Origin of the sequence: Oceanobacter sp. 5_MG-2023 (assembly GCF_030548165.1) — a bacterium.
GTDB lineage: Bacteria > Pseudomonadota > Gammaproteobacteria > Pseudomonadales > Oceanobacteraceae > Oceanobacter.
The window spans coordinates 102,804-126,923 of record NZ_JAUORS010000012.1; the positions used below are offsets into that span (position 1 = coordinate 102,804).

Consider the following 24,120-nt stretch of genomic DNA (forward strand, 5'->3'; position numbering starts at 1 on the left):
AGAAAGTAGAGACTGCTACAGGATAGTTCAGCCACTCTCCCTTCTCCATGATTCTTCATGACGGACGGACACCACCTGCCATCTGCACCTGCCACAATTCGCTCACACCGGTGCCATTACCGCTTTTTTCACTGGCCATTGGGCCGCCACAACACACGCCAGCACCACCACCATGCCCAGCAACTGGGTCGGAGTCATCGTTTCCCCCATCAACATCAGACCACACAGCACGGCGACCAGTGGATTCAATAAACCAAGAAAACTCAAACGCTCCACCGGAATATGCCCCATGGCCCGAAACCAGCAGAAATAACCGACGCCCATCCCAAGCGGCCCGATCCAGCCCATCGCCAACACCGCCGGTAAGGTGATCTCTGGCAACGGTGCAGCAGTCATGAACGCCAACACGGTCAAACTCACGCCAGAAAACAGGAATTGGCCAGTCGCCATTGCCAAGGGCGCAATACCAGCTCCCAGCACGGGAATCAGCAAAATACCAATCGACATCGACAACCCCGCCAGCAACGCATACATCACCCCTAGCCAGTTCAGCGGTTCCGGAGCCTGCCACACCAGCAGCGCCACACCCGCAACACCACCGACCGCCGCCAGCAACTGCCTCAGTGCCGGTGCTCGCCCTTGCAGCCAACGAATCAGCAATATTTGTAGCGGTACCGTCGACACCAATGTCGCCGCCACGCCACCGGGTAACAGCTGGATCGCTTTAAACAGCAAGACGGTAAACAGGGCGATATTAAACGTGCCCAAGACCACCACCTGACGCCAGCGCAGCAACAAAGGGGCAATACGAATAAATGGCAATAACATCACGCCGGGTAATAACGTACGCAAAGCCGACAACCAGATCGGGTCCACCTCACTTAGCCAGTGTTGTGTAACGGAGTACGTCGTGCCCCACAGCAGTGGAGCAATCAAGGCAATAAGGCCGTACTTCAACATAAACACAGGTTCCCGAATGAATCAGCTTTGAATTTATCTTCAAACAAAGATATTTCAGGTAAAGATACTTTACCCACCCCTCGCTGTCGACTATCTTCACCACAGGCAGCAAAATAAGCCGTCTGTTACCTTCTTTACCGACTGTCCGGCTGCACGCCGAGGAATCACCATGAGCCACCCCGATCACGTCGATTTTATTGCCAGCCAATGGGCCACAGAAAAGCCCGACCTCGATACCGGCCCGATGCAGCTGATGGGACGCTTTTACCGGCTCAGTCATTTACTCCGTCAGGAAATCAATGACAGCCATAAACAATCCGGCTTAAACGCGGGAGAATTTGATGTATTGGCGACCCTGCTGCGCAGTGGTGAACCCTGGACACTAACCCCCACCAAGCTGTTCCAGAGTGCCATGCTGACTTCTGGGGCCATGACCAATCGCCTGAATCGACTGGAAAAAGCCAAACTGATCCAGCGCCTGCCCAGTGAGCAGGACCGCCGCTCACTGCTGGTACAGCTGACCGAACAAGGCAAGATAGTCACAGAAAAGGCACTCAAGGGTCACGCTGCCACAATGAAGCGACTGACCGGCCTGCTGCAGGAAGACGAACAACAACAGCTCAACGCCTTACTGCGTCAATGGCTGGCCTGTTACCAGCAGACGCAAAAAAGCCCGGATCGACAAGCCGAACCGGGCCAACTGCCAGAAGCGGGGGAGCAGTCTGAAAACGTTGTCGAGCCTTGAGAAAATTCGCTATTTTTCCACAAATGCCCGTTCGATAACAAAGTGCCCTGCTTTACCAGCACGGGCTTCTTCAAATCCCAATCCTTCCAGAATGCTGGTCAAATCATTCAGCATTGCCGGACTGCCACACAGCATAAAACGGTCGGTTTCCGGGTCAGGAGCTGGCAGACCAATATCCTCAAATAACTTCCCGGATGTAATCAGATCCGTCAGCCGCCCCTGGTTACGGAAAGCCTCACGGGTCACCGTGGGGTAATAAATCAGCTGATTACGAATTTCTTCACCAAAATATTCATTTTGGGGCAGCTCATTTTCAATCCGGTCTTTGTACGCCAGCTCACTTACCTGCCGCACCCCATGTGTCAAAATCACCTTATCGAACTGCTGATAAACCTCGTAATCCTTGATAATGCTCATAAACGGCGCCAACCCGGTGCCGGTGCTCAGCAAATACAGGTTCTTGCCTGGCAAGAGGTTATCCGCAATCAGGGTGCCGACCGGCTTGGTCCCCACCAGCAGCTCATCCCCCACCGCCAGCTTTTGCAGGTGCTGAGTCAGCGGGCCGTCTTGCACCTTGATGGAGAAAAATTCCATCTCATCTTCATAATTGGCACTGGCAATACTGTACGCCCGCAATAGCGGCTTATCTTCAATTTCCAGACCGATCATAGTGAAGTGACCATTCTTGAAACGTAGCCCTTGATGACGCGTGGTGGTAAAACTGAACAATGTTTCATTCCAGTGGTGCACGCTGGTGACGGTTTCCTTGATCAGTTTACTCATGATGACTCTCTCGCGATAAATGGCGTTGGCTGCACGGGTACAAACCACCCGTTGTGCATTAATTGATGGTCACACTGTACTGCCAGCCCACTTTTCGGTAAAACAAGGAGTTCAAATATCTATAATCGGAAATACCGAAGATGAGATACACCCTGCGCCAGCTGGAAGTATTTATAGCCATTGCCCAGAGCGGTAATCTCACCCGCGCTGCCGATCACCTGGCGATGTCCCAAAGCGCCGCATCCAGTGCCCTGAAAGACCTAGAGTCCCAGTTTGACCTCAAACTGTTCGACCGGGTTGGCAAACGCTTGCAACTGAATGAACAAGGGCGGTTGCTGCTGCCCGAAGCCATGGCACTCGCAGAGCAGGCCATGGCGCTGCAAAACAAATTGCTGCAACACCAGGGCACCGGCAAATTACGGGTTGGCGCCACCCTGACCATCGGCAACTACCTCGCGGTCCGCATGGTCGCCGATTACATGCAGCAACACCCGGAAGCCGAAGTCACCCTCACCGTCGACAACACCGAACATATCGTCAACAAGGTACTGAATTTTGAACTGGATATCGGCCTGATCGAAGGGGAAATCAACCAGCCCGAACTGGATATCCGCCGCTGGCAAACCGATGAACTGGTCGTGTTTTGCCACCCATCCCACCCTCTCGCCCAGGGAGAACAGGCCGAAGATAACCAGCTGCAACAAGCACGCTGGATTCTGCGAGAAGAAGGCTCTGGCACCCGGCAAGCATTTGACCGCGGAATGTACGGCTTGCTGCCCCATCTGAACATTGCCATGGAGCTGGAACACACTGAAGCCATTAAACGGGCGGTTCAGGCTGGTTTGGGCATCAGTTGTTTATCGCGTATTGCACTGCAAGATAATTTTCGCCGTGGCGACCTTTGCGAAGTCAGTACTCCCCAACGGGACTTTGGCCGCAACCTGTACATCGTATTGCACAAAAAGAAATTCAGAACCGCCGGACTGACTGCCTGGCTGGCACTGTGTGATGCAGCGCTGGACTGACCTTCAAGCCCTATTCAGTCAAGCCATTGGCTGGCTTCGTTAATAACCACCTGCATCCGGCGGGGCAGCACTTTCTGCCGTGCGACACACAGATACAGTGCTGCCAATCCGATAAACGATAGAAAGAGAATGATCGCTATGGTTTCCATAGCTCCCGGCATGGGATATAACGCCCAAATCAGCCGCGCAGTTTACTGTGTCGTTTGCATTTGCTGGTTATGCTCATTGGAATTTTCGATTTTCTTATTTACTTCGAGCTTCACCATATCATCTTCAATTTTTTGAATTGGTTTATTTCTTACGCAAATAAGCTTTGTTTCCGTTGCTAATTGGCAGGTGCCAATATACAAATCATTATGATGACCTGAGTATTGGCAATCTTGAGATTTTTCTTTCGCTTGGCAAGCTTCTATCGCCATACTGTTGAGTGGAAGTGAATGTGCATAAGCCCAGGAACACATCGCATTGGATAACAACAAAATAGAGATGCTGAATAAATTGTTTTTCATCAAATCAACCTCATTTATTAGTGTTGTTTTTCATGTGGAGGTGGTGGACGTTGACCATCGCGAGGGCCGCCTTCAGGCAGGACAAACTCACCTCGTATACAACCAATAATCATATTTTCACTAGGGCTGGCGGCACGATAGTGGTATCCACGGACAGAGTCGCTCGTGCCGCGACATTCATCGAGCGATTCAGCCTCATTACCCAGGGCATCAAGCATAGCGTAAATAGCATAGCCATCAGGCGCATAACCGATCAGTGGCGCATATCCGTCATCACTAACCGGCGTATCGGTACAACCTGTTGTTGAATGATAATGATACCATTGATGTGCATTGATGTGGCCACCGCAATCATCAAAGGCAGCAATGGTGTAGCTTCCTAAAATAGCATCAACCGGAGCAGGCCCTGCAAGCTCAGCTCCATCAAGTGCAATACCTACGGTTCGAACACGTTCAGGCTTGGCAGCCTGGATAGGCTGGGTAGGAATCAGATATGTGCGTGAAAAATCATCATCAAGGTAAGCCAATTCACACTCGATACAGTTTTGTTTGTATTGTTCCTCTACATCGGGCTTTGCAGCCCCAAAACACGCCTCTTTTGTCGCGGTATAACGTACTTTACCTGTCTCTGGATCATAGAGTTTCCAATTAGGGTCATCATAATAGCTTGCCAGATTGGCAATAAATTCCCCGCTTAAATCAACCAGATCCCCGGCTCCATCTTTACTAAACCAGCCACCCGATACATCAGCCCCATCAGTGATATTTCTTGGGCAAAAATCACCAGGCTCACGCCCTGCGGGGCCACCTGATGAGACTAACTTGTAACAAGTGGTTTTGGTGCCAGCGTTTGTTTCGCAATCGACTATTTCAGGATCTTTAATAAATGCTTCATCTTTAAATAAAGAAATATCCAGACCTTGCGTCATTATGGTCTTTTCATTATTTAAATCTGAATTCTCGGTCTCTATAGAGGAACGGTCACATGCAACCAATAAGAAAGTACAAGCAAAAGGCAAGGCTATATATTGGCTAAGCCTTGAGGCGTTTATAAACTTCATTCCGTTACTCCTGGTATTTCTTTACCGTTTGAGGCTAGCATATGTAACGCTGTTGGCGGCATAACACAGAGCACAGCAACACCCTGACAAGGGCGTCCGAAGGCCTGACTTTCCCGCGTATTTCTGCGGTTTGTTATACAGGCTGTTCATCTGATGGCCCGACCCAAAACAGCAGATTATACGCTACTTCCCAAAGATAACTGTCAGGATAAGCAAAGTACCTGCGCCACCCCAATCTGTTTTCTGGGATGGCTTGGTCACAACGGCCCCGGCTGACACCACTATGAATACTGATTCACATAACGCCTTACTCACCGGAAAATCGGGAGCATAGCGAGTAATTTTCCTTGAGAATGCTCAGTTGGCAAGAAGTGTCCGCACGAATTATTGGTTCAATATATCTTCTATCCAGTTTAGAAATCTGGCTGCATTTCCAGTTCCCCGCTAGCGTCTGTTAAAACGGGGAAGATCCGCGAATTTGATATGCTTGTTAGCACTTTTTAAGAGGCCAAAGCTCGAAGAACAGCACCAGGCTCTTTGGCGACTACATTAAGCAAAACCAATGCCGGGCCTTGTGGAGTGCGGTCACCACGCTCCCAATGGCGAAGCGTACTTACACTAATACCAAAGGCAGATGCGAATTCATTTTGAGACATGCCAACCTTTGCCCGAATATTTTTTACATCCACCGGGCCAAACTCGTGAACGATGGCTTTTTTAACTTTACCCTCAGAAAACTCAATTGCCTCGGATAAGCCCTGTTTGATACTTGAGAAAGCGCTAGCCATTTGAACCACCATAGTGCTTGAGTAAAAGTTGAGTTAACTTAGCAAGTTCATTGCGTTCGGCTTTGTTGATATTAGCTTTTTCGCCCCTGCCAAAAAACGTTAAAAGAAAGAGTGGAATCTCGCCATTGAGATAGTAGTAAATCACTCTGACTCCACCACTTTTCCCCTTTCCTTGAGCAGACCATCGAAGCTTCCTGATACCTCCAGGGGGCATCTATTTAATCCTGCACGGCTCTGCGCGAGTGTTGCCGTTGTTCAGGGCAAGGCGACGAATGCAGCGAAATGACGAGTCCTTTTCAAATTCGTCAACACCGCACTGGACGGCGGCAACCCGCGCCCTTCGGGGGCTGCCGGATGATCTCGACTCGGTGTCGCCGACTTTTGACTTGACCCGTCAGGCCTGCAAGTCGGCTTCGTGATTCGAAACCATCCGGTAGCCCAGAGTGAGCACCGGATTAAATAGATGCCCCCTCCAGTACCCTGCATAAGATCACCGGACTGAGGATGAGATGCTAAGTAATTAATAATGCTCGACTTTTCATCAGGCTTGAGTAAGCCTTCAGAGCGTTTCTGGAATTCATGGAGCTCTACAATTGTCTGCATAGACTTTATTGTAATCCATTGGATTATAGATCATCAATAAATGGGGTTGTAGTACTAACACCCGCTTCAGCTGCGCCAAAGCCGGAGTGTTTTTGTGTTAATGTTTGAGCACAGCGAGTAACACAAAAACGCGCATGCATGTTTTTCTATCGCTGATACTTACTGAACCGCCGCTTGTGACAGTGCGCCCAGTACACCGGATATTTTACCGATGACCGCATCACAGCCCGTTATATGATGACGTTTCTTCAAATATTCCGGGTTGTTATAAGACAGCCAGACCTTATTATCGGCATCCTCTGTGATTAACACTTTCTGCGGTAAATCAATCGCCATATCCTGGGCGCATTGCATCAGCAGGGTCCCGACTTTTGGATTACCAAAAATAATCACTTCGGTAGGCCTCAGCTCCAGGTCAACGCCACGGGCATTTTTCTGATGATCTATCCGGGTAAATAACGTCAGGCCTTTTTGTTTGACGATATGCTCAAACCGGTCGGCGGTTTCAGCGACCGAATAACGGCTTTCATAGCGAACCAGGCTGTCAGTCGCTGCTGCGTCGGCAGCCTGTGTGGTCGTCGAAAATGTCGCAGCCACCAGTAGCAGGCTGATTGAAACTGATTTAATCATGTTGATAGGTCCTGTTAAGCCATCGATAACATGCCATGGGATTATTCACCGGCCAGCTGTTGCAGTACGGCAACCACATCCTCTGGCTCGGCACGTTTGCGGTAGTCGACATCAACAAACTGCCAAGCCACCACCCCATGGCGATCCAGTACAAATGTCGCCGGAATCGGCAAGATGCTGCCATTACCCTTGTTAAGATCGGCCAGATCCAGTTTTCGATCGACCCGCATATGCTCCAGAATGATATCCGGTACTTGCCAGGCCACACCAAACTGAGCAGCCACCAGGGCATCCTGATCCGACAATACCGGAAAGGCCAGGGCACCTCGTTCAGGCTGTGTTAACGACTCATCCGGCATTTGTGGGCTGATTGCGATCAACTCTGCACCCAATCCATGAATGTCTGCCAGCCGAGCCTGCAATGCCCGTAATTCCAGGTTGCAGTAAGGGCACCAGCTGCCCCGGTAAAAGGCGATCACCACCGGCCCGTTGGCCAACAAGGCAGCCAGTGAAACAGGTTCACCACTGGCATTGGGCAGGCTGAAATCGGGAGCTGTCTGACCGACGGCAATGGCCTCACTGCCAGCTTCAAAGCGCCGGGCGGATTCCAGCACGTCTTCAATGGCTTGCATAAACACAGGATTTGCCTGGCGGGTTTTCTCGATCTGGGCGTCGGTTTGCTGTCTGAGACTGGTCATGGTTTTCCTTTCAAGCTAAAGGGATTGGGCCAGAGTACAGACCACAATGCGTCAGTAAAGTTGAACAATTATTCCAACGGACCATATCAACGGGCCATGGCGCTGTAAATCCAATGCTGTCCGTATCCGCAGGTGTGTTAATCCGCCGCTGGGTGTTCACTGCTTAGCGCGGCACAGGGTCGATAAAAAATGTTTCCAGTCCACGGCTATTGGTCTCTCCATCCGCCATATACAGATAACAGCTGATGCGAGCATAATTATCCAGGTCGCCACTGAACAGACAGCTTTCCTTATAGTTCACGCCGTTATCCGTAAACTGGATCTTCAGCACATCGGCATCGCCGCTGAATGACTTTTCAAGCGTTGCATCTGCCAGAACAACCCGGTTATTGATCGCTCGTTTCACCTTCAGAGCACCATGTTCCTGATAGAGGGTGACTTTTCCGGTGTAAGTGGCATCGGAATTAACCGCCTTGCCGACCAGGGTGTAATGACCGGATAAAAAATCGGCCAGAAAACCAGCGGCAGAATCGATGTCTTTAGCGTAAGAAACCGATGATAAAACAACCAACAATAACCCAATCAATCTATTCATCTGACTCACCTTTCACCTTTACCCTTTTATTAGCCGTTCTATCCGCTGTTCTATCAGCCGTTCTATAAATACCCAACCCCATTCTCTCAGTCACAAGCGGGCTTTAGGGCTTGTTTCCGTTGCTACTGCTTATTGCTTGCTACATCACCCACCGTTTGATCTGGAGCGAGCCTGGCATAAGGCAATAAAAAACGGGAGCCGAGGCTCCCGTTTCTGGTCTTGCGGTCATCCACTACAGACCCTATTACAGCATGCCACGGCCTTTTTTGGCAGCCGTGCGCAGACGCAAGGCGTTGAGCTTGATAAAGCCTGCGGCGTCTTTCTGGTCGTAGGCACCGGCATCGTCTTCGAAGGTAGCGATGGCTTCATCGAACAACGAGCCTTCTGATTGACGGCCAACCACAATAACGTTGCCTTTGTACAGTTTCACCCGTACGTCGCCGTTAACGACGGCTTGAGTGTCGTCGATGGCGGCTTGCAGCATTTTGCGTTCTGGCGACCACCAGTAACCGTTGTAGATCAGGTTGGCGTATTTCGGCATCAACTCGTCTTTCAGGTGCGCCGCTTCACGATCCAGGGTGATGGATTCGATCGCCCGGTGTGCTTTCAGCATGATGGTACCGGCCGGGGTTTCGTAACAGCCACGGGCTTTCATGCCGACGTAGCGGTTTTCAACAATGTCGACACGACCAATGCCGTTATCGCCACCCAGTTTGTTCAGTTCTTCCATAATGGTGGCCGGGGATTTCTCCACGCCATCGATGGCAACCGGATCACCGTTCTTGAAGGTCAGTGTCAGGTAAGTTGCTTCGTCCGGGGCGTTTTCCGGTGAAACAGACCACAGCCACATGTCTTCTTCCGGCTCGTTCCACGGGTTTTCCAGCAGATCCCCTTCGTAGGAGATGTGCAGCAGGTTGGCATCCATGGAGTATGGGGATTTTTTACCGGCTTTGTTCTCGACCTTGATGTCGTGCTCATCACAGTAAGCCATCAGGGTTTCGCGGGAAGTCAGTTCCCATTCGCGCCATGGCGCAATTACTTTAACGCCGGGCTTGAGAGCGTAGGCTCCCAGCTCAAAACGCACCTGGTCGTTACCTTTACCGGTTGCGCCGTGGGCAATGGCATCGGCACCGGTTGCGTTGGCGATTTCGATCAAACGTTTGGCGATTAATGGCCGTGCAATCGAAGTGCCCAGCAGGTATTCACCTTCGTAGATGGTGTTGGCGCGGAACATCGGGAAAACGAAGTCACGGGCAAACTCTTCACGCAGATCATCGATAAAGATTTCTTTAATACCAAGCGCTTCTGCTTTGGCGCGCGCAGGCTCTACTTCTTCGCCCTGACCCAGGTCAGCGGTAAAGGTGACGACTTCGCAGTTGTATTCAGTTTGCAGCCATTTGGCGATCACGGATGTATCCAGACCACCAGAATAGGCCAGCACCACTTTTTTGATGTCTGACATGAAATTCTCCAGATGAATTCAGCCTTGGGAAGGCTCCGGCATTTCAATCAGAATGAGGATGAAACGACCGGGAAAAGAAAAGGGCGACATTCTATCGGCCCTGCGCCCTTTTAGCCAGCTGGTGTGATGGTGTCACTGGCTACCCACATGCAAATATGGCTTAATTCCGCCCCATTATTTTTGGGGGAAGGGAAATGTCCAACGGGTTACTGCGCAAGGCTTGCGCTCATCTCGCGCTGACTGGTCTATTGGCTGTCATCACAGTCACCGGCGGTTGTACTCAATCGGAACCAGAAACAGATAATGCTGCTGTGCGTGAAACCTCTGCGCCGGCACAAGCTGCTGCCGCTGCAGAGACGCTCCCGGCGGCCCCAACGGCAACCGCTGACTCGACTTCTGACCCGACTTCTGACCCGACTTCTGACTCGACTTCTGACTCGACTTCTGACTCGACTTCTGACTCGACTTCTGACTCGACTTCTGACTCGACTTCTGACTCGACTTCTGACCCGACTTCTGGCGTTGAGTCCGCCAATGCCATACCAACCGATGATATTCAACAACGTTACGACGGTATACCGCTCTCGGTCGTGCGTATCAGCGAAGCCAGTTACGACGGCGGCAGCACGGTGCATATCCAGTTCTCCGTACCACTGGACGACCGTCAGGCATTCGATGAATATATCAACGTCAACAGCTCCAAAAGCAAAAGTTGGGTGCTGTCGGATGATCGCCGCATTCTGTACATGCTGGGTGCCGAGCCAGAAACCCAATACAAGCTGACCGTCAGCGCCGGTTTGAAAGGCATCAACGGCTCAGTATTAAACAGCAGCAGCAAGGCAACCGTTAACACCCAGGCAGCTCCCGCCAGTCTGGCGTTTGCCAGCGATGGCCGGGTATTGGCCTTCAGCAGCCAGCAAGGCTTGCCGGTTATTACCCAAAACGTCCCTGAAGCCAATGTCAGTTTTTTCCGCATGCAGGATGACCAACTGCATCAGGCCGGTCTCTATCTTGGTAAAAACATCCGCTCATCCAGCTGGACCCGACAGTATCTGTCACAGGTGGCCGAGCTGAAATATGAAGGCCGTTTCAAGCTGACCGACGAACAAAACCGCCGCCGCCAGATCAACCTGCCTATTGGTGATATTCCCGAGCTGGCGGCACCGGGTGTCTACCTGGTCGTGATGAATATCCCCGGCACCTTTGACTCCCAACAAGCCACCACGTATTACAGCCTGACCGATCTCGGCTTGCACCTGCATCAATACGCCAATCAATCAGAACTGCTGGTGCAAAGCCTGGAAACCACCCAGCCAATTGCCAATGCCAAGGTGGAACTGCTGTCCAGGGATGGCTCCGCCGTCCGGCTGGGTACAACCAACCAGAGCGGCCAACTGAGTATTCGTAACACCTTGCTTCATGGTCGTAATTCCAACAGTACCGCACTGGTGGTGCGCAAAGGAAAATCGGTCAGTCTGTTACCGCTGAAAACCAGTGCCATTGACCTGTCGGATTTTCATTTCAGCCAACGCTCCCCCCATCAGCAGGAGCTGTTTATTTACAGCCCCCGTGATTTGTATCGAGGAGGCGAAACCGCGGAGTTTTCCGCCTTGCTGCGCGGCCAGGATGGCGAAAAAATTCGTCAGCCCAAACTCAAGGCCATTGTCACTCGCCCCGACGGCCAACAAGTCAAAACCCTGACGCTGTCACCGTCCACCTCCGGTTATTACCATTGGTCACTACCGCTGGCCGCTGATGCCATGACCGGCGACTGGCAGGTCAGTATCCGCTTGCCCGACAACACCACCAGCCGCTATCGCTTCAAAGTCGAAGACTTTATGCCGGAACGACTGAAAATCAGCTGGCACCCGGAAGCGACTCAGAGCGATGCCAACCTGCACCACGGTAACAGCAATCTGACCGTGCCACTGTTGGGCGAGTATCTGTACGGTGCTCCAGCAGCAGGGAATCGACTGCAGGCAGCACTGGATATCCAACCCGAGTTACACCCGTTTGAACGCTGGTCCGACTACGTCTTTGGCAACGCTGCCGAAACCGACTGGAATAACCAGCAACAGCTTGAACACACGCTGGATGCACAAGGAAAAGTGGATCTCGCCATTACCAACAGCTGGTCAGCGTCGCCCACACCGATGGCCATCACCATTACCGCCAGTCTGTTTGAAAGCGGTGGCCGACCAGTCGTACGGCGGCAAAAAGAAATCTGGCTACCTCACTCGCCATTGGTGGGGGTTCGCCCACTGTTTGATGATCGTGCCCCTTCCAATGGCCTGGCCCATTTTGAACTGCTGATGACTGATGGCAGCGACCAGCTATTGGCCGCCCGTCAGGTCAAGGTACGCTTGATCAATACCAACCCGGATCACGACTGGCGTTACAGCAGCGACCGGGGTTGGTACTACGAACAAAAAGAGCGCACCACTGTTGAACTGACCCTGGCGGTGGATCTATCGGCCAATCAGCCAACTCCGGTTGCCGTCCCTGTCGACTGGGGCAGTTATCGACTGGAAGTCGAAAACCCGGACAGCGGCCAGACCGCCGTACTGGAATTCCAGTCCGGCTATAGCTGGTATGGCAGACAAGATGGCAATGCGCGTCCCCGCCAGGTAACGCTGAACTGGGACAAGAGTGGTTATCAGGGCGGGGATGTTGCACGCCTGGCCATTACCCCACCCTCTGCAGCGGAACAGTCACCACAAGCGACCTCTCAGGCGCTGGTGATGGTCGAAGCCGACCAATTGTTATGGCTCAAGCGCGTCGACCTCAGTAGTCAGGGAGGTCATGTTGATATCCCGATCGACCCGAGCTGGAAACGCCATGATATTTACGTCAGCGTGTTGCATCTGCAACCGGCCGACAGCCAGAAACGTATTACCCCCACCCGCGCCATTGGCCTGATTCACCTGCCTCTGGATCGCAGTGACCGCCAACTGACGATTGAGTCCAACGTCCCTGAACGCTGGCTGCCAGACCGCACCGTCAACGTCGAGTTACAGGTCAGCCAGCAACAGCAAGCGCCCAAACAAGCCTGGGTGACACTGGCTGCGGTCGATGTTGGCGTGTTATCAATCTCTCGTTTCGACACCCCCGATCCGTTCAGCTTTTTCTTTGAACCACGTCGCTACAGTGTTGATATGTTCGATATCTATAGCCAGGTGATCGACTTCAACAACAGCCAACCGGCGACGCTCAACTTTGGTGGTGATGCCGCCATGGCCCGAGGCGGCGACATGGCCCGTTCACAAGTACAAATCGTGTCGTTGTTTTCCGGCAAGGTCGACGTCGTTAATGGGGTTGCCAATATTCCGCTGCAGCTACCCGACTTCAACGGCCGTCTGCGGCTGATGGCCGTGGCCTTTACCGACGATGCTTTTGGTCATATGGAACAGGAAGTCACGGTGGCCGCCCCCATTGTGACCCAGCTATCGATGCCACGGTTTGCCGGTATGGATGACGATGCCCATATCGCTCTCGACGTCACCAACCTGAGTGGCCAACCCCAGATCCTGACCGTCACCCCCAGTGCCTTTGGCCCGGTCGAATTTGAGGCCGAGCCACGTACCCTGACGCTGGCCAACCAACAAAAACAGACGCTGCGTTATCCATTCCGGGCAACCTATCCGGAAACCATCTCACTGGGCGAAATTGAATTCCGCATGCAAGTCACAGGGCTACCGGAATACCCCATCGACCGCCGCTGGACCCTGATCAGCCGCCCGACGTTACCGGCCTACTCCGAATTTGTCCGGGGCCGTCTCAGCAGCAATGAACAACTGCAATTGACTGCCGGGCAACTGCACGGCATGGACAGCCGCTACCTCTCCACCCGGCTGACACTGGACCCCCAGGTAAACCTCAATCCACACCGTCAACTCGACCAGCTGCTGCATTACCCCTATGGCTGCCTGGAGCAATCAGTGTCCAGCAGCTATCCCTGGTTGTTTGTCGAACAACAGCAAATCGATGCCCTGAACGACAGGCGCGCCAGCAGCATCTCCCGTGAACAGGCGATGGCAGCCGGCATTCAGCGCATTATCAAAAAAATGCTCAGCAGCGGTGGTTTCAGCCTTTGGTCATCCAGTGATGCCTACGAACAACACTGGCTCACCGCCTACGCGACCCAGTTTCTGGTTGACGCCAAAAACCGTGGTTTTGATGTCGATCAGGAAATCATCGACAAAGCGCTGACGCGTCTGCACGACTACATTCGTGGTCGCGGCCATAACACCGAACGCTGGAACGAAGACAACACGCTGTACCGCTTTATCTATCGCTCCTATGCCGCGTATGTACTGGCCCAGCAGCAACGCATCACCCTGACCGATGTCCGCTCACTCAGTAACGCCCAGCCCGTCAACGCAACCCCGTTGGCACTGGTGCATCTGGCCCTGGCAGCCCAACAGCTCGGCGACAAGGCACTGGCAACACAGCTGCTGCAACAGGCCCGACAAGCACAACGACCAGAAAACCTCTACATCGGCGACTACGGCTCTGCCATCCGGGATCAGGCCGCCATGGCGGCGCTGCTGATGGCCAACAACCTCGATACCGAGTGGGCAGATGACCTGCTGTTCTCGCTGGAAGCCAGTCTGCGCAGCCGCCGCTACCTCAGTACCCAGGAGCGTATTCAACTGCTGCGTGCGTCACACCAGCAAGCGCAGCAATCATCACAACAAGGCAACCACTGGCAAGCCAACCTGAGTTATGCCGATGTCAGCCATGACCTGACCGGCCAACAGATGCAGCACTTCAACTCCGGTGACGCGGGCGTATTGGCAGGATTAACCCTCACCAACACCGGCACCGAGACATTCAGTGCCGAGCTGCTGGTGCAAGGCTACCGTGAGCTGAACCAATCCAGGAGCTCTCACAATATTGATATCCAGCGCCGCTACTATCATCAGGACGGTCAACCCATCGCCCTTACCGATCAGCCTCTGACTCTGGCTACCGGAGATTTGATGCTGGTGGAGTTACAGATCAGCAGCACACAATATCGCCCGGATCTGTTGGCCGTCGATCTGTTACCTGCGGGCCTGGAGCTGGAGAACCAGAACCTGCTCGACAGCCTGTCGGTAGCCAAAATCAAGATCGATGGCACCTCAGTTGCCGACTGGACGGAGAACAACGGTGTGATCCATCAGGAATACCGTGACGACCGCTTTGTCGCCGCCCTGGAAACCGGCGACCATCGCAGCGCGCGGGTGTTTTATCTGGTACGTGCTGTCACCCCCGGCAAATACCGTATTCCCGGCCCATTGCTGGAAGATATGTACGATCCGGAAGCCCGCTCGGTGGGAGCCAATACACACTGGCTGATCATTGAGTAAACCATCAATCGCCAAACGCCGGGCCAGGCCCCGGCAGCACGAGCGCCAACACCGGCAGCAGCCTGAACAACCGACCGGGTTACGATGGGTCATATGGCTGGGAGCCGGCACGGCTCTCCTGATCCTGCTGGCACTGCTGCTGAACTGGCGTTATCCACTGCAACTGCCGGAGCACAATCAACAAGCGTTTTCCCGTGTGGTGGTTGATCGTCATGGCCGCACCCTGCGCGCCTTTCCCGATGCCCAGGGGGTCTGGCGCTTGCCAGTCACTCTCGACCAGATTGCCCCCGACTATCTGGCCTCGGTATTGCACTACGAAGATCGCTGGTTTTACCACCATCCCGGTATCAATCCATTCGCCATCGCCCGTGCTGCGTGGCAAAACCTGCAATGTGGCTGTGTGGTATCGGGAGGCTCCACTCTGACCATGCAGGTCGCACGGCGTTTGTATCCGCACCACCGCAACCTCAGTGGCAAACTGCAGCAGGCATTACGGGCCTTGCAACTGGAATGGCAACTGGGCAAAGAAGAAATTCTTACTCTCTATCTGAATTATGTTCCGATGGGCGGCGTGATCGAGGGAGTCGAAGCGGCTGCCCAGATGTATCTCGACAAACCCGCCGCTGAACTGTCGTTATCGGAATCCGCCTTGCTGGCGGTATTACCCCAAGCGCCCAGTCGGCTGCGCCCTGATCGCCACCCACAAAGAGCACGGGCCGCCCGGGATAAAGTACTCCGGCGCCTGCTGCGTTTTGAGGCCATCAGCCCGCACGCCTATCAACAGGCGCTGCTGGACCCGGTCTTTGCGCGCCAACCCGACACCCCGCAACAAGCTCCCTTGCTGGCTCGCCATCTGATTCAGCGTTATCCGCAACAACCGCTGATTCACACCACTCTGGACGGCGACCTGCAACGGGAAATCAGCCGTCAGTTGCAGCGCGATATCCAGCTATTCCCCCGCCATCACTCCGCCGCCGTGCTGGTGGTACACAATCCCAGTCATGAAATCCGCGTTTACAGTGGCACTGCCGACTTTGGCAACCCGCAACGACTGGGGCATGTGGATATGGTGCAAGCCATTCGTTCCCCTGGCTCAACGTTAAAGCCTTTTATTTATGGTCTGGCGCTGGATCAAGGGCTGATTCATGGTGCCAGTTTGCTAACCGATGCCCCCCGGCTGCGCCAGGCCTATCAGCCGGGTAACTTCTCGGCCGGTTTTTCCGGGCCGGTCCCACCACCACGGGCCTTGAACTACTCTCTCAACCTGCCAGCGGTACAGGTGCTGGAAGCATTAACCCCGGCACGTTTTTATGCTGCCCTCAGCAATGCCGGTTTCCATTACCAACTCCCTGATGCTGCCCGCCCCAATCTGTCGCTGGCACTGGGCGGTGGTGGCGTCAGCCTGTGGCAACTGGTCATGCTCTACAGCTCGCTGATGAATCAGGGCCAGGTGTTTCCGTTACAACCCTTGCTATCGGCAGCACATACACACTCATTGCCTTCCCGCCCAGCGATAAACACCCGGCCCATTGCTCTTCCCAACCGTGGCCGCCAGCTACTCAGCCCGGAAGCCGCCTGGGTCACCGCCGACTGGCTACGTAACCCGCTCCCCAACCGCACCCGCAGTGTCGACGTGATCCAGCCCCGCACCTTCGGTTGGAAAACCGGCACCAGCTATGGCTTTCGCGACAGCTGGGCCATTGGTATCACCCCGGAGTACACCGTCGGCGTCTGGTTTGGACGCCCGGATGGCACGCCGTCACCCGGCTATTTCGGGGCCGTCACCGCCATGCCTGCGCTGCAACGTATCATGACCATGATCGATCGCCGGCCACGCTGGCCGGAACCGCCTCCGCCAGTACAGGCCATCGACGCCTGCTGGCCACTGGGCCGTCTGCTCAGCGACACCCCTGACGACCAGTGCCACCGCACGGTAACGGGCTGGAGTATTCGCCAACTGGTGCCACCAACCTTGCCAGACAGCGCCAATCCCGGTGCTCCCAACCCTCTGCCCGTTCTGGTCAACCAACATGGCCAACGCGTCAACGCTCACTGCGACCGCAGCGGCACCCCAACCCGCTTACAATCATTAGCCCTGTGGCCAATCATGCTGGAATCCTGGATTCCCGCCTCGCAGCGTCTCAGCCAACAACTCCCATCACCGGCACCTGGCTGTGAATCATCTTTACGACTCGAACGCCAGCTGCAAATCACAGGGATAGAACCCGGCGAACATATCCGCGCCAGCCAAAACAACCCGGCCGGGGAACATGTACTCCCCAGCCTTACCCTCAGCGCGAATGGCGGCGTTGGCACCCGCAGTTGGTATATCAATGGTGAATACCGGGGCAGCAGCACCGAACAGCAGCCATTGACCCTGTCTTTACGCCGCGCTGGCGCGCAACAAATCGTCTTGATTGATAACGAAGGTAACAGCGATCGTATAACGGTTTATGCGGATTAGTGGCGTGGCGCCAAAGACAAACGTTTGCAGGCTGCGCAACTGACGATCAGGCACAAGCTGTCAGGCATAAAGAGCCACAATCGGGTCGCTGCCACTCAGACAGCCGGGTATCCTGAAGGTTGATACCACTACCCGACTGATTGTCATGAGCAACTCACCAGCGTTTTCTCTGCTACAACAGCGCTCTGTTCAACCTGCCACCCAACGCTCTGCCCAGGGTACCGAGCCATACGCTGGCGAGCAGCAAAGCCGTGATTTTCACCGTATTGCCGCCGCGATCGATTATCTGCAGCAGCATGTAACGGAACAGCCAACCCTTGATGCCCTGGCGGCGTATCTACAGCTCAGCCCAGGTTATTGTCTGAAACTGTTCCAGCGCTGGGCGGGAGTATCGCCCAAACGTTTTTTGCAGACACTCACCACCGAACAGGCAAAACCCTTGCTGCTCGATCATCACAGTCTGCTGGATACCAGCCTGGCACTGGGGTTAAGCAGTCCATCCCGTCTTTACGATCATTTTGTTGCCATCGAGGCCGTGACACCCGGTGATTTCAAACGCATGGGAGCAGAGCTGCAGATCCGTTATGGCCGTGGTTTTACACTGTTTGGCGAGGCGTTTATCGCCTGGACCGACCGCGGGATCTGCCAGCTGACGTTTCTTACGACAACGCCAATGACTACCGGCCAGCACCCGACCGCTGCCGATCACCATGCGGCCTTTGCGCGTTTATCGGGCAGCTGGCCTAACGCGCAGCTAGTGGCAGACAATCACGCCGCCAGCCGTCTTCTCGATTATGTGTTTCAACCATTACAAACGCAGACGTTATCGCAGCAGCAACCGGTTCCGCTCTTGCTGCGTGGTACCAATTTTCAGGTCAGTGTCTGGCGCGCATTACTGGAAACTGGCAGTGGGTCACGTACCACTTACGGTGCGCTGGCGGCAGCGCTGGGTAATCCCAACGCCAGCCGTGCCGTGGGCGGGGCGGTGGGGGCCAATCCGGTGGCCTGGTTGATCCCGTGTCACCGGGTGATCCAGGCCAGTGGTGCCATCGGCGGTTATCGCTGGGGAGTCCAGCGTAAAGCGGCCATGCTGGCCCGGGAGTCTTGTTACATGGCAGATACTCACCCCGCCACGGCGCCTAACCGGTAACAAAAACAAACACACGTCACTACCAACCTGTGTAATGAATGTAAGAAATACAGCGCAGCCTGTTACTAATCAATTTTTAAACGTCAAGCATGACTCATTATGTTGGCTTGAATCACCCTATTGATCTCACTCATCATCAAGGACAGCGAATGAAACAGCCTATATTGGTTATCAACTGCGGCAGCTCATCCATCAAGTTTGCCCTGTTTCCCGAAGATCACTGCCCCAAAACCACCTTCACCGGTGTTGCCGAACGACTGGGCGAAGATGAACCCCATTTGATTCTCCACGGCGACCCCGAAGTACGCATCGACCTGCCACCTGGCTCTGGCCACAAGGAAGGCATGCAGGCCTTTATCGAGGCCACGCGGAGCAAACTCCACGACCTGGCCGGTGTTGGCCACCGGGTGGTTCATGGCGGCGAACGTTTTCACAGCAGCATTGTGCTGAATGCCGATAACGTCGCCGAACTGGAAACCTTGTCGCCGCTGGCACCACTGCATAATCCGATGAACCTGGTTGGTATTCACTTATGCAAAGAGCTGTTTCCGTCTGCCCCGCAAGTGGCTGTATTTGATACGGCGTTTCATCAGAGTATTCCAGAGCAAACCTGGCTCTACGGCACGCCATATGAGTGGTATCAAAACGCCGGGGTACGCCGTTATGGGTTTCATGGCACCAGCTATCGCTACATTCTTGAGCAAGCCAGCCAGCGCCTGGCCAGACCGGCCGAATCACTTAATTTACTGATCAGTCACCTGGGCAATGGCTGCAGTGTATGTGCCGTCCGGGATGGGCAATCGGTTGATACCAGCATGGGGCTGACACCGCTGGAAGGGGTGGTGATGGGCACCCGCTGCGGTAATATCGATCCGGGGCTGGCCCAGCATATGCTGGATCATTCGGATCTGGATATGACAGCGATTATGACAACGCTGAATAAACACAGCGGCCTCAAAGGGTTGTCTGGTATCGGTAACGATATGCGGGTGTTGCTCGAATCCGAAGCCGAAGGCCATGAAGGTGCCCAACGGGCAATCAATGTCTTCACCTTCCGTATAGCCCGCGAACTCGCCGCCCTTTCCTGTTCTTTGCCACATATTGATGCGGTGATTTTTACCGGTGGTATCGGTGAGCATGCCAGTGATATTCGCCAGCGTATTCTGGCCCAGTGGCTCAGCATGCCATTCCGGCTCGATGAACAGCTGAACCAGCAGCACGGCGACCAGCAAGGCCGTATCAGCCAGCCAGACAGCCCGCTGGTGATGGTGATTCCCACCTCTGAAGAAACCATGATTGCCAATGACACACGGGAGTTGATCAGCCAATGATTCATCTGCTTATTGTCCCTACCGGCATCGATGCCGGTCTGACCAGTATCAGCCTCGGCCTGTTACATGCGCTGGATACCCTGGGCGTTAAAACCGCGTTTCTGAAACCCGTTGCTCCCGCATCTCACGAGCCAGAACGCTCCACTACGCTGGTGCGCTCGGTGCTGGGGTTAACAACTCCGGATTCCATGACTCTGGATACAGTACAGCAGCGTATCAATACCGGGCAGACCGACCGGGTATTGGAAGATGTGGTGGCCCTGCATGCCAAGGCCTGCCAGCAGCAGCCGGATGTGGTGGTGATCGAAGGTGTTGTCCCCGACCGCACCGAGCCATACACCGCCCGGCTGAATGTTGATATGGCCAAAGCCCTGGGAGCGGATGTCTTGCTGGTACTCAGTGGCCACCATCACAGCGGCGACCAGATTGAGCACGAGCTGCAATTACAATCCGGCCTGTTCCGTGTTGCCGATGTCAATGTGGTGGGGCATATCATCAACAAGGCGGATAGCAGCCATCAGGTCAGTATTGATGCCAAACTCCCTCCTTGCTTTGGCCGCATTCCCTGGAACCCGGAGCTGACGCAGCCGCGCAGCTGTGATGTCTGCCATGCCATCGGTGCCAGCCTGTTGAATGAAGGTGAACTCAGCCAGCGTCGGGTTGCCCGTATTCTGCTTGGGGCCGGTTCCCTGAGCCACACCTTGCCGCAGTTACAGCCAGGTACTCTGCTGGTGACTCCCGCAGACCGCGACGATCTGATCCTGGCAGCCTCCATGGTCAGTCTTGCCGGAACGCCCCTGGCTGGCCTGCTGCTGACCGACCTGGGAGGTGACAGTCTGCCCGGCGAGCCGATCCAGCAAGCCTGTCGCAGCGCCTGGGCCGGAGGTCTGCCGGTCATGACCAGTACAGAGAACCTGACCTTGATCGCCACGCGTCTGCAGCAACTCAGCCATCAGGTGCCGGTCGATGATGTCGAGCGGGTATCACGCATCATGGCCAGTGTCGCAGCAGAACTGGATACCCAGGCTCTGATCAAGACCCTTGGTGCCCCTCACGCCACCCGACTCAGCCCTGCTGCCTTCCGCTATTCGCTGGTGCAAAAAGCCATCGCCGCCAATCGATGTATTGTATTGCCGGAAGGTAATGAACCGCGCACCATCGAGGCCGCCATTGAATGCCAGAAGCGCGGTATCGCCCGCTGTATTCTGCTCGGAGAACCGGAAGCAATCCGTCAATCGGCCGAGGTACGAGGGTTGGTGCTACCGGAGGATCTGCAGTTGTTGCCGCCACAAAGCCTGCGGGAACAATACGCCGATGCCATGGTTGAACTGCGCAAGCACAAACAGCTGACCCGGGCTTGCGCACTCGCTGAACTGGAAGACAACGTGGTGCTCGCCACCATGATGCTGCAGTGCCAGGACGTTGATGGGCTGGTCTCTGGTGCCGTGCATACCACCGCCAATACCATTCGCCCGGCGTTACAGCTGATCCGCACCGCACCGGGTGCCAGACTGGTGTCGTCCGTGTTTTTTATGGGGTTGCCGGATCAGGTGCTGGTATACGGCGATTGTGCCGTTAACCCGGACCCGAATGCCGAAGAGTTGGCGGATATTGCCATCCAGAGTGCCGACTCTGCGGCCGCCATGGGTATTGAACCCAGAGTTGCCATGATCAGCTACAGCACCGGAGCTTCTGGCAGTGGTAACGATGTCGAGAAGGTACGGCAAGCAACTGCGCTGGTAAAACAGCGGCGGGCCGATATTCTGGTGGACGGGCCATTACAGTACGATGCAGCCACAACCCCGGCGGTCGCCAAAAGCAAGGCTCCAGACAGTCTGGTAGCAGGCAAGGCGACGGTGCTGATTTTCCCGGATCTGAATACCGGCAACACCACCTACAAGGCCGTTCAGCGCAGTGCCCGGGTGATCAGTATTGGCCCTATGCTGCAAGGGCTGGCCAAGCCGGTCAATGACTTGTCTCGAGGTGCAACGGTTGAGGATATTATCTATACCATTGCTCTAACGGCCATTCAGGCGACACAAATCTGACCGCAGGACCAGCAGCCCGGCTAAAAAGACGAGCCGGGCTGCTGTAAAAACAAGGACTCAGCCTCGGTCGATTCTCGCCCCAGCACCGCATTACGATGCGGATAGCGCCCAAACCGCTCGATAATCTCCCGATGGCGGCGCTCGAACAACAGTGTATTTTCGATACCGTTTTGCGCAAACAAGCGCCCACCTTCGTCATGCACCCGCAAGGATTCACTGTGCATAAACGGCATATAAAGGAAGTTGCGTTGTATTGTGTTCAGCTCCAGATCAGCCCGTTGCTGGACCGCCTCCTGCGCCATGACCAGTGCCATGCCATCCTGGGCAAAGGCACGCGGACTGTCCCGAAACAGATTGCGGGAAAACTGGTCCAGCACAATCACTTCGGCCAGCCGGCCATGAGGCTCGCGACGCCAGTGCCATAATTCTCCGGCGCAGGCCCGTTGGTGCACGACTGCGAATTGTTGCCGAATCTGCTCATCAAACGCGGCATTTTTAGCAAACCACTGCGTTGGTTCTGTCTCCTCAAACCAGAAATCAATGACTTCCCAAAACATCCTGTTATACCTCCCGGTGGGTTGAATATTCGTGGTCTTGCTTTGGATGCCTTTACGGCCTTGCGGTTCCTGTGTTTGCAGTACCTGAATTCACGCACTGCCAGACCGGGTAACCGTCACCTGTGGCGTTGCCTGCCGCCAGTGCCATAATAATTCGTGAATAAAAGCCAGCTTGGCGACCACGGCATCCGATAACACAAAGGGGTACACGTCCGGCTGCCCCATGCTGCGATTCAGACTGTTCACCGCATAGGTCACTGGTAAACACACATCGAGAATAGTGCCAAAATCCTGCTGCAAATAAGGGTCAAAGGTTGCCTCGGTGCTCAGCAGTGATTCCCCGGATGGCGATTCGTCCACCGCAGGGGCCAGCGATAACCCGAACGCAAAAGCGGTTTCCAGCATATCAATCAGATGCAGGTAGTGCGCCCAGCTCTCGGCCCAGTCTTCCCATGGGTGTGAGGTCGCATAGGCGCTGATAAACTGCTGGCGCCATGAAGCCGGAGCACCTTCCTGGTAATAACGCGCCATGGACTCACCGTAGTTCGCCCGTTCATCGCCAAAACAGCTGCGAAAACGAGCCAATACCTCATCATCTGGCTGCACCAGCAGCTCCCAATAATAATGGCCAATTTCGTGACGAAAATGACCGATCAGGGTGCGATAGGACTCATCCATATCTTCCCTCATCTGTTCCCGCTCGACGTTATCCGCTTCGTTGATATTGATCGTCACCAGCCCTTCGGCATGGCCAGTGGTCGCCGCCACTCCTTCTGGCAAGTGCCCGTCTTCATCCACAAAATCAAATGCCAGGCCACTGTCGGGTTGATCCAGCTTGCTGGCCAACGGCAAATGAAAACGGTACAAGCTGTACACCAGCCGATGTTTGGCCACTTCCAGCGCTCGCCAGGCCTCGTGATGGCTGCTATCGGATAAGTTGGGAATATGCCGGTTCAGACGACAGGCGGAACACAATTCATCCGGATCGTCCGCTGCAATCAACCAGTTACACACATCTTGTTGATGGTTTTCACAATACCGCCAAGAAGCACTTGGCATTGCGGTCGTTTCCCAGATATCTTTCTGAGTGGTAGCCACCAGCGGTACCAGCTGCTCCAGTTCGGGCAGATATCCCAATGGACTCTTGCAACGTTCACAGCGTGTATTCTCAAAATACAGAACATGCTGGCACTTCGAGCATTGAAACAGTTTCATGGATAATTCCTGACAACCCTGGTGGAAAACCGGTTGATCCGTTGATTATTATCGATGCAGTCCCTACAGGGGACATCTATTTAATCCTGCACGGCTCTGCGCGAGTGTTGCCGTTGTTCAGGGCAAGGCGACGAATGCAGCGAAA

Annotated in this window: 19 protein-coding genes; 7 read left to right on the forward strand and 12 right to left on the reverse strand. The window is 54.4% G+C overall.

Annotation, left to right across the window (positions count from 1 at the left end; all coding sequences use genetic code 11):
* Nucleotides 1-102: 102 nt before the first annotated feature.
* The gene (locus Q4551_RS10025; RefSeq protein ID WP_303433473.1) at nucleotides 103-960 is read right to left on the reverse strand and encodes a DMT family transporter; all 858 of its coding nucleotides are present in this window, start codon (nucleotides 958-960) and stop codon (nucleotides 103-105) included.
* A 169-nt stretch (nucleotides 961-1,129) separates the two neighbouring features.
* On the opposite strand from Q4551_RS10025, the gene Q4551_RS10030 reads away from it, so the two are divergent.
* Nucleotides 1,130-1,705 carry a MarR family winged helix-turn-helix transcriptional regulator gene (locus Q4551_RS10030; protein ID WP_303433475.1) on the forward strand — a complete coding sequence of 192 codons (576 nt, stop codon included), beginning with the start codon at nucleotides 1,130-1,132 and terminating at the stop codon, nucleotides 1,703-1,705.
* A gap of 9 nt (nucleotides 1,706-1,714) precedes the next feature.
* On the opposite strand, the gene Q4551_RS10035 is transcribed toward Q4551_RS10030, so the two are convergent.
* Nucleotides 1,715-2,488: a ferredoxin--NADP reductase gene (locus tag Q4551_RS10035; protein WP_303433476.1), complete on the reverse strand. Its 774-nt coding sequence runs from the start codon at nucleotides 2,486-2,488 to the stop codon at nucleotides 1,715-1,717.
* Nucleotides 2,489-2,628: 140 nt separating this feature from the next.
* Here Q4551_RS10035 and Q4551_RS10040 point away from each other — a divergent pair, with 140 nt between their 5' ends.
* On the forward strand, nucleotides 2,629-3,513 hold the full coding sequence (locus Q4551_RS10040; RefSeq protein WP_303433477.1) for a LysR family transcriptional regulator: 885 nt from the start codon (nucleotides 2,629-2,631) through the stop codon (nucleotides 3,511-3,513).
* A gap of 191 nt (nucleotides 3,514-3,704) precedes the next feature.
* Here Q4551_RS10040 and Q4551_RS10045 read toward each other — a convergent pair whose 3' ends face one another.
* The 8 genes from Q4551_RS10045 to Q4551_RS10080 form a co-directional block, all read right to left on the reverse strand.
* Nucleotides 3,705-4,022, reverse strand: a complete 318-nt coding sequence (locus Q4551_RS10045) for a hypothetical protein (protein WP_303433479.1) — start codon at nucleotides 4,020-4,022, stop codon at nucleotides 3,705-3,707.
* A gap of 17 nt (nucleotides 4,023-4,039) precedes the next feature.
* A complete protein-coding gene (locus tag Q4551_RS10050) occupies nucleotides 4,040-5,083 on the reverse strand; it encodes a YHYH protein (protein WP_303433481.1) in 1,044 nt (347 codons plus the stop codon).
* 500 nt (nucleotides 5,084-5,583) lie between these two features.
* Nucleotides 5,584-5,871, reverse strand: a complete 288-nt coding sequence (gene nadS, locus Q4551_RS10055) for a NadS family protein (protein ID WP_303433482.1) — start codon at nucleotides 5,869-5,871, stop codon at nucleotides 5,584-5,586.
* On the reverse strand, nucleotides 5,864-6,085 hold the full coding sequence (locus Q4551_RS10060; protein WP_303433484.1) for a type II toxin-antitoxin system RelE/ParE family toxin: 222 nt from the start codon (nucleotides 6,083-6,085) through the stop codon (nucleotides 5,864-5,866). The genes nadS and Q4551_RS10060 overlap by 8 nt, the downstream gene beginning before the upstream one ends.
* 548 nt (nucleotides 6,086-6,633) lie before the next feature.
* Nucleotides 6,634-7,104, reverse strand: a complete 471-nt coding sequence (locus Q4551_RS10065) for a DUF302 domain-containing protein (RefSeq protein ID WP_303433486.1) — start codon at nucleotides 7,102-7,104, stop codon at nucleotides 6,634-6,636.
* Nucleotides 7,105-7,145: 41 nt separating this feature from the next.
* Entirely contained in the window at nucleotides 7,146-7,802 is a 657-nt protein-coding gene (locus tag Q4551_RS10070; RefSeq protein WP_303433488.1) for a peroxiredoxin-like family protein, read from the reverse strand.
* A 163-nt stretch (nucleotides 7,803-7,965) separates the two neighbouring features.
* A complete protein-coding gene (locus Q4551_RS10075) occupies nucleotides 7,966-8,397 on the reverse strand; it encodes a hypothetical protein (protein WP_303433490.1) in 432 nt (143 codons plus the stop codon).
* A 244-nt stretch (nucleotides 8,398-8,641) separates the two neighbouring features.
* Nucleotides 8,642-9,859, reverse strand: coding sequence for an argininosuccinate synthase (locus tag Q4551_RS10080; RefSeq protein WP_303433492.1), 1,218 nt, complete (start codon nucleotides 9,857-9,859; stop codon nucleotides 8,642-8,644).
* Nucleotides 9,860-10,170: 311 nt separating this feature from the next.
* Between Q4551_RS10080 and Q4551_RS10085 the strand changes: the two genes are divergently transcribed.
* From Q4551_RS10085 to pta, 5 genes are all read left to right on the forward strand, one after another.
* On the forward strand, nucleotides 10,171-15,210 hold the full coding sequence (locus tag Q4551_RS10085) for an alpha-2-macroglobulin (RefSeq protein ID WP_303433494.1): 5,040 nt from the start codon (nucleotides 10,171-10,173) through the stop codon (nucleotides 15,208-15,210).
* Nucleotides 15,203-17,674 carry a penicillin-binding protein 1C gene (pbpC, locus tag Q4551_RS10090; RefSeq protein WP_303433496.1) on the forward strand — a complete coding sequence of 824 codons (2,472 nt, stop codon included), beginning with the start codon at nucleotides 15,203-15,205 and terminating at the stop codon, nucleotides 17,672-17,674. Before Q4551_RS10085 ends, pbpC begins: the two co-directional genes overlap by 8 nt.
* 145 nt (nucleotides 17,675-17,819) lie before the next feature.
* Entirely contained in the window at nucleotides 17,820-18,824 is a 1,005-nt protein-coding gene (locus Q4551_RS10095; RefSeq protein ID WP_303433497.1) for a methylated-DNA--[protein]-cysteine S-methyltransferase, read from the forward strand.
* Nucleotides 18,825-18,973: 149 nt separating this feature from the next.
* A complete protein-coding gene (locus Q4551_RS10100; RefSeq protein WP_303433499.1) occupies nucleotides 18,974-20,155 on the forward strand; it encodes an acetate/propionate family kinase in 1,182 nt (393 codons plus the stop codon).
* Nucleotides 20,152-22,203, forward strand: a complete 2,052-nt coding sequence (pta, locus tag Q4551_RS10105; protein WP_303433501.1) for a phosphate acetyltransferase — start codon at nucleotides 20,152-20,154, stop codon at nucleotides 22,201-22,203. The genes Q4551_RS10100 and pta overlap by 4 nt, the downstream gene beginning before the upstream one ends.
* 20 nt (nucleotides 22,204-22,223) lie before the next feature.
* Here the strand turns inward: pta and Q4551_RS10110 are convergent, their stop codons facing one another.
* Together Q4551_RS10110 and Q4551_RS10115 are read right to left on the reverse strand one after the other, a co-directional pair.
* The gene (locus tag Q4551_RS10110) at nucleotides 22,224-22,760 is read right to left on the reverse strand and encodes a DUF924 family protein (protein WP_303433503.1); all 537 of its coding nucleotides are present in this window, start codon (nucleotides 22,758-22,760) and stop codon (nucleotides 22,224-22,226) included.
* A gap of 90 nt (nucleotides 22,761-22,850) precedes the next feature.
* Nucleotides 22,851-23,975 carry a putative zinc-binding metallopeptidase gene (locus tag Q4551_RS10115; protein ID WP_303433504.1) on the reverse strand — a complete coding sequence of 375 codons (1,125 nt, stop codon included), beginning with the start codon at nucleotides 23,973-23,975 and terminating at the stop codon, nucleotides 22,851-22,853.
* Nucleotides 23,976-24,120 lie beyond the last annotated feature (145 nt).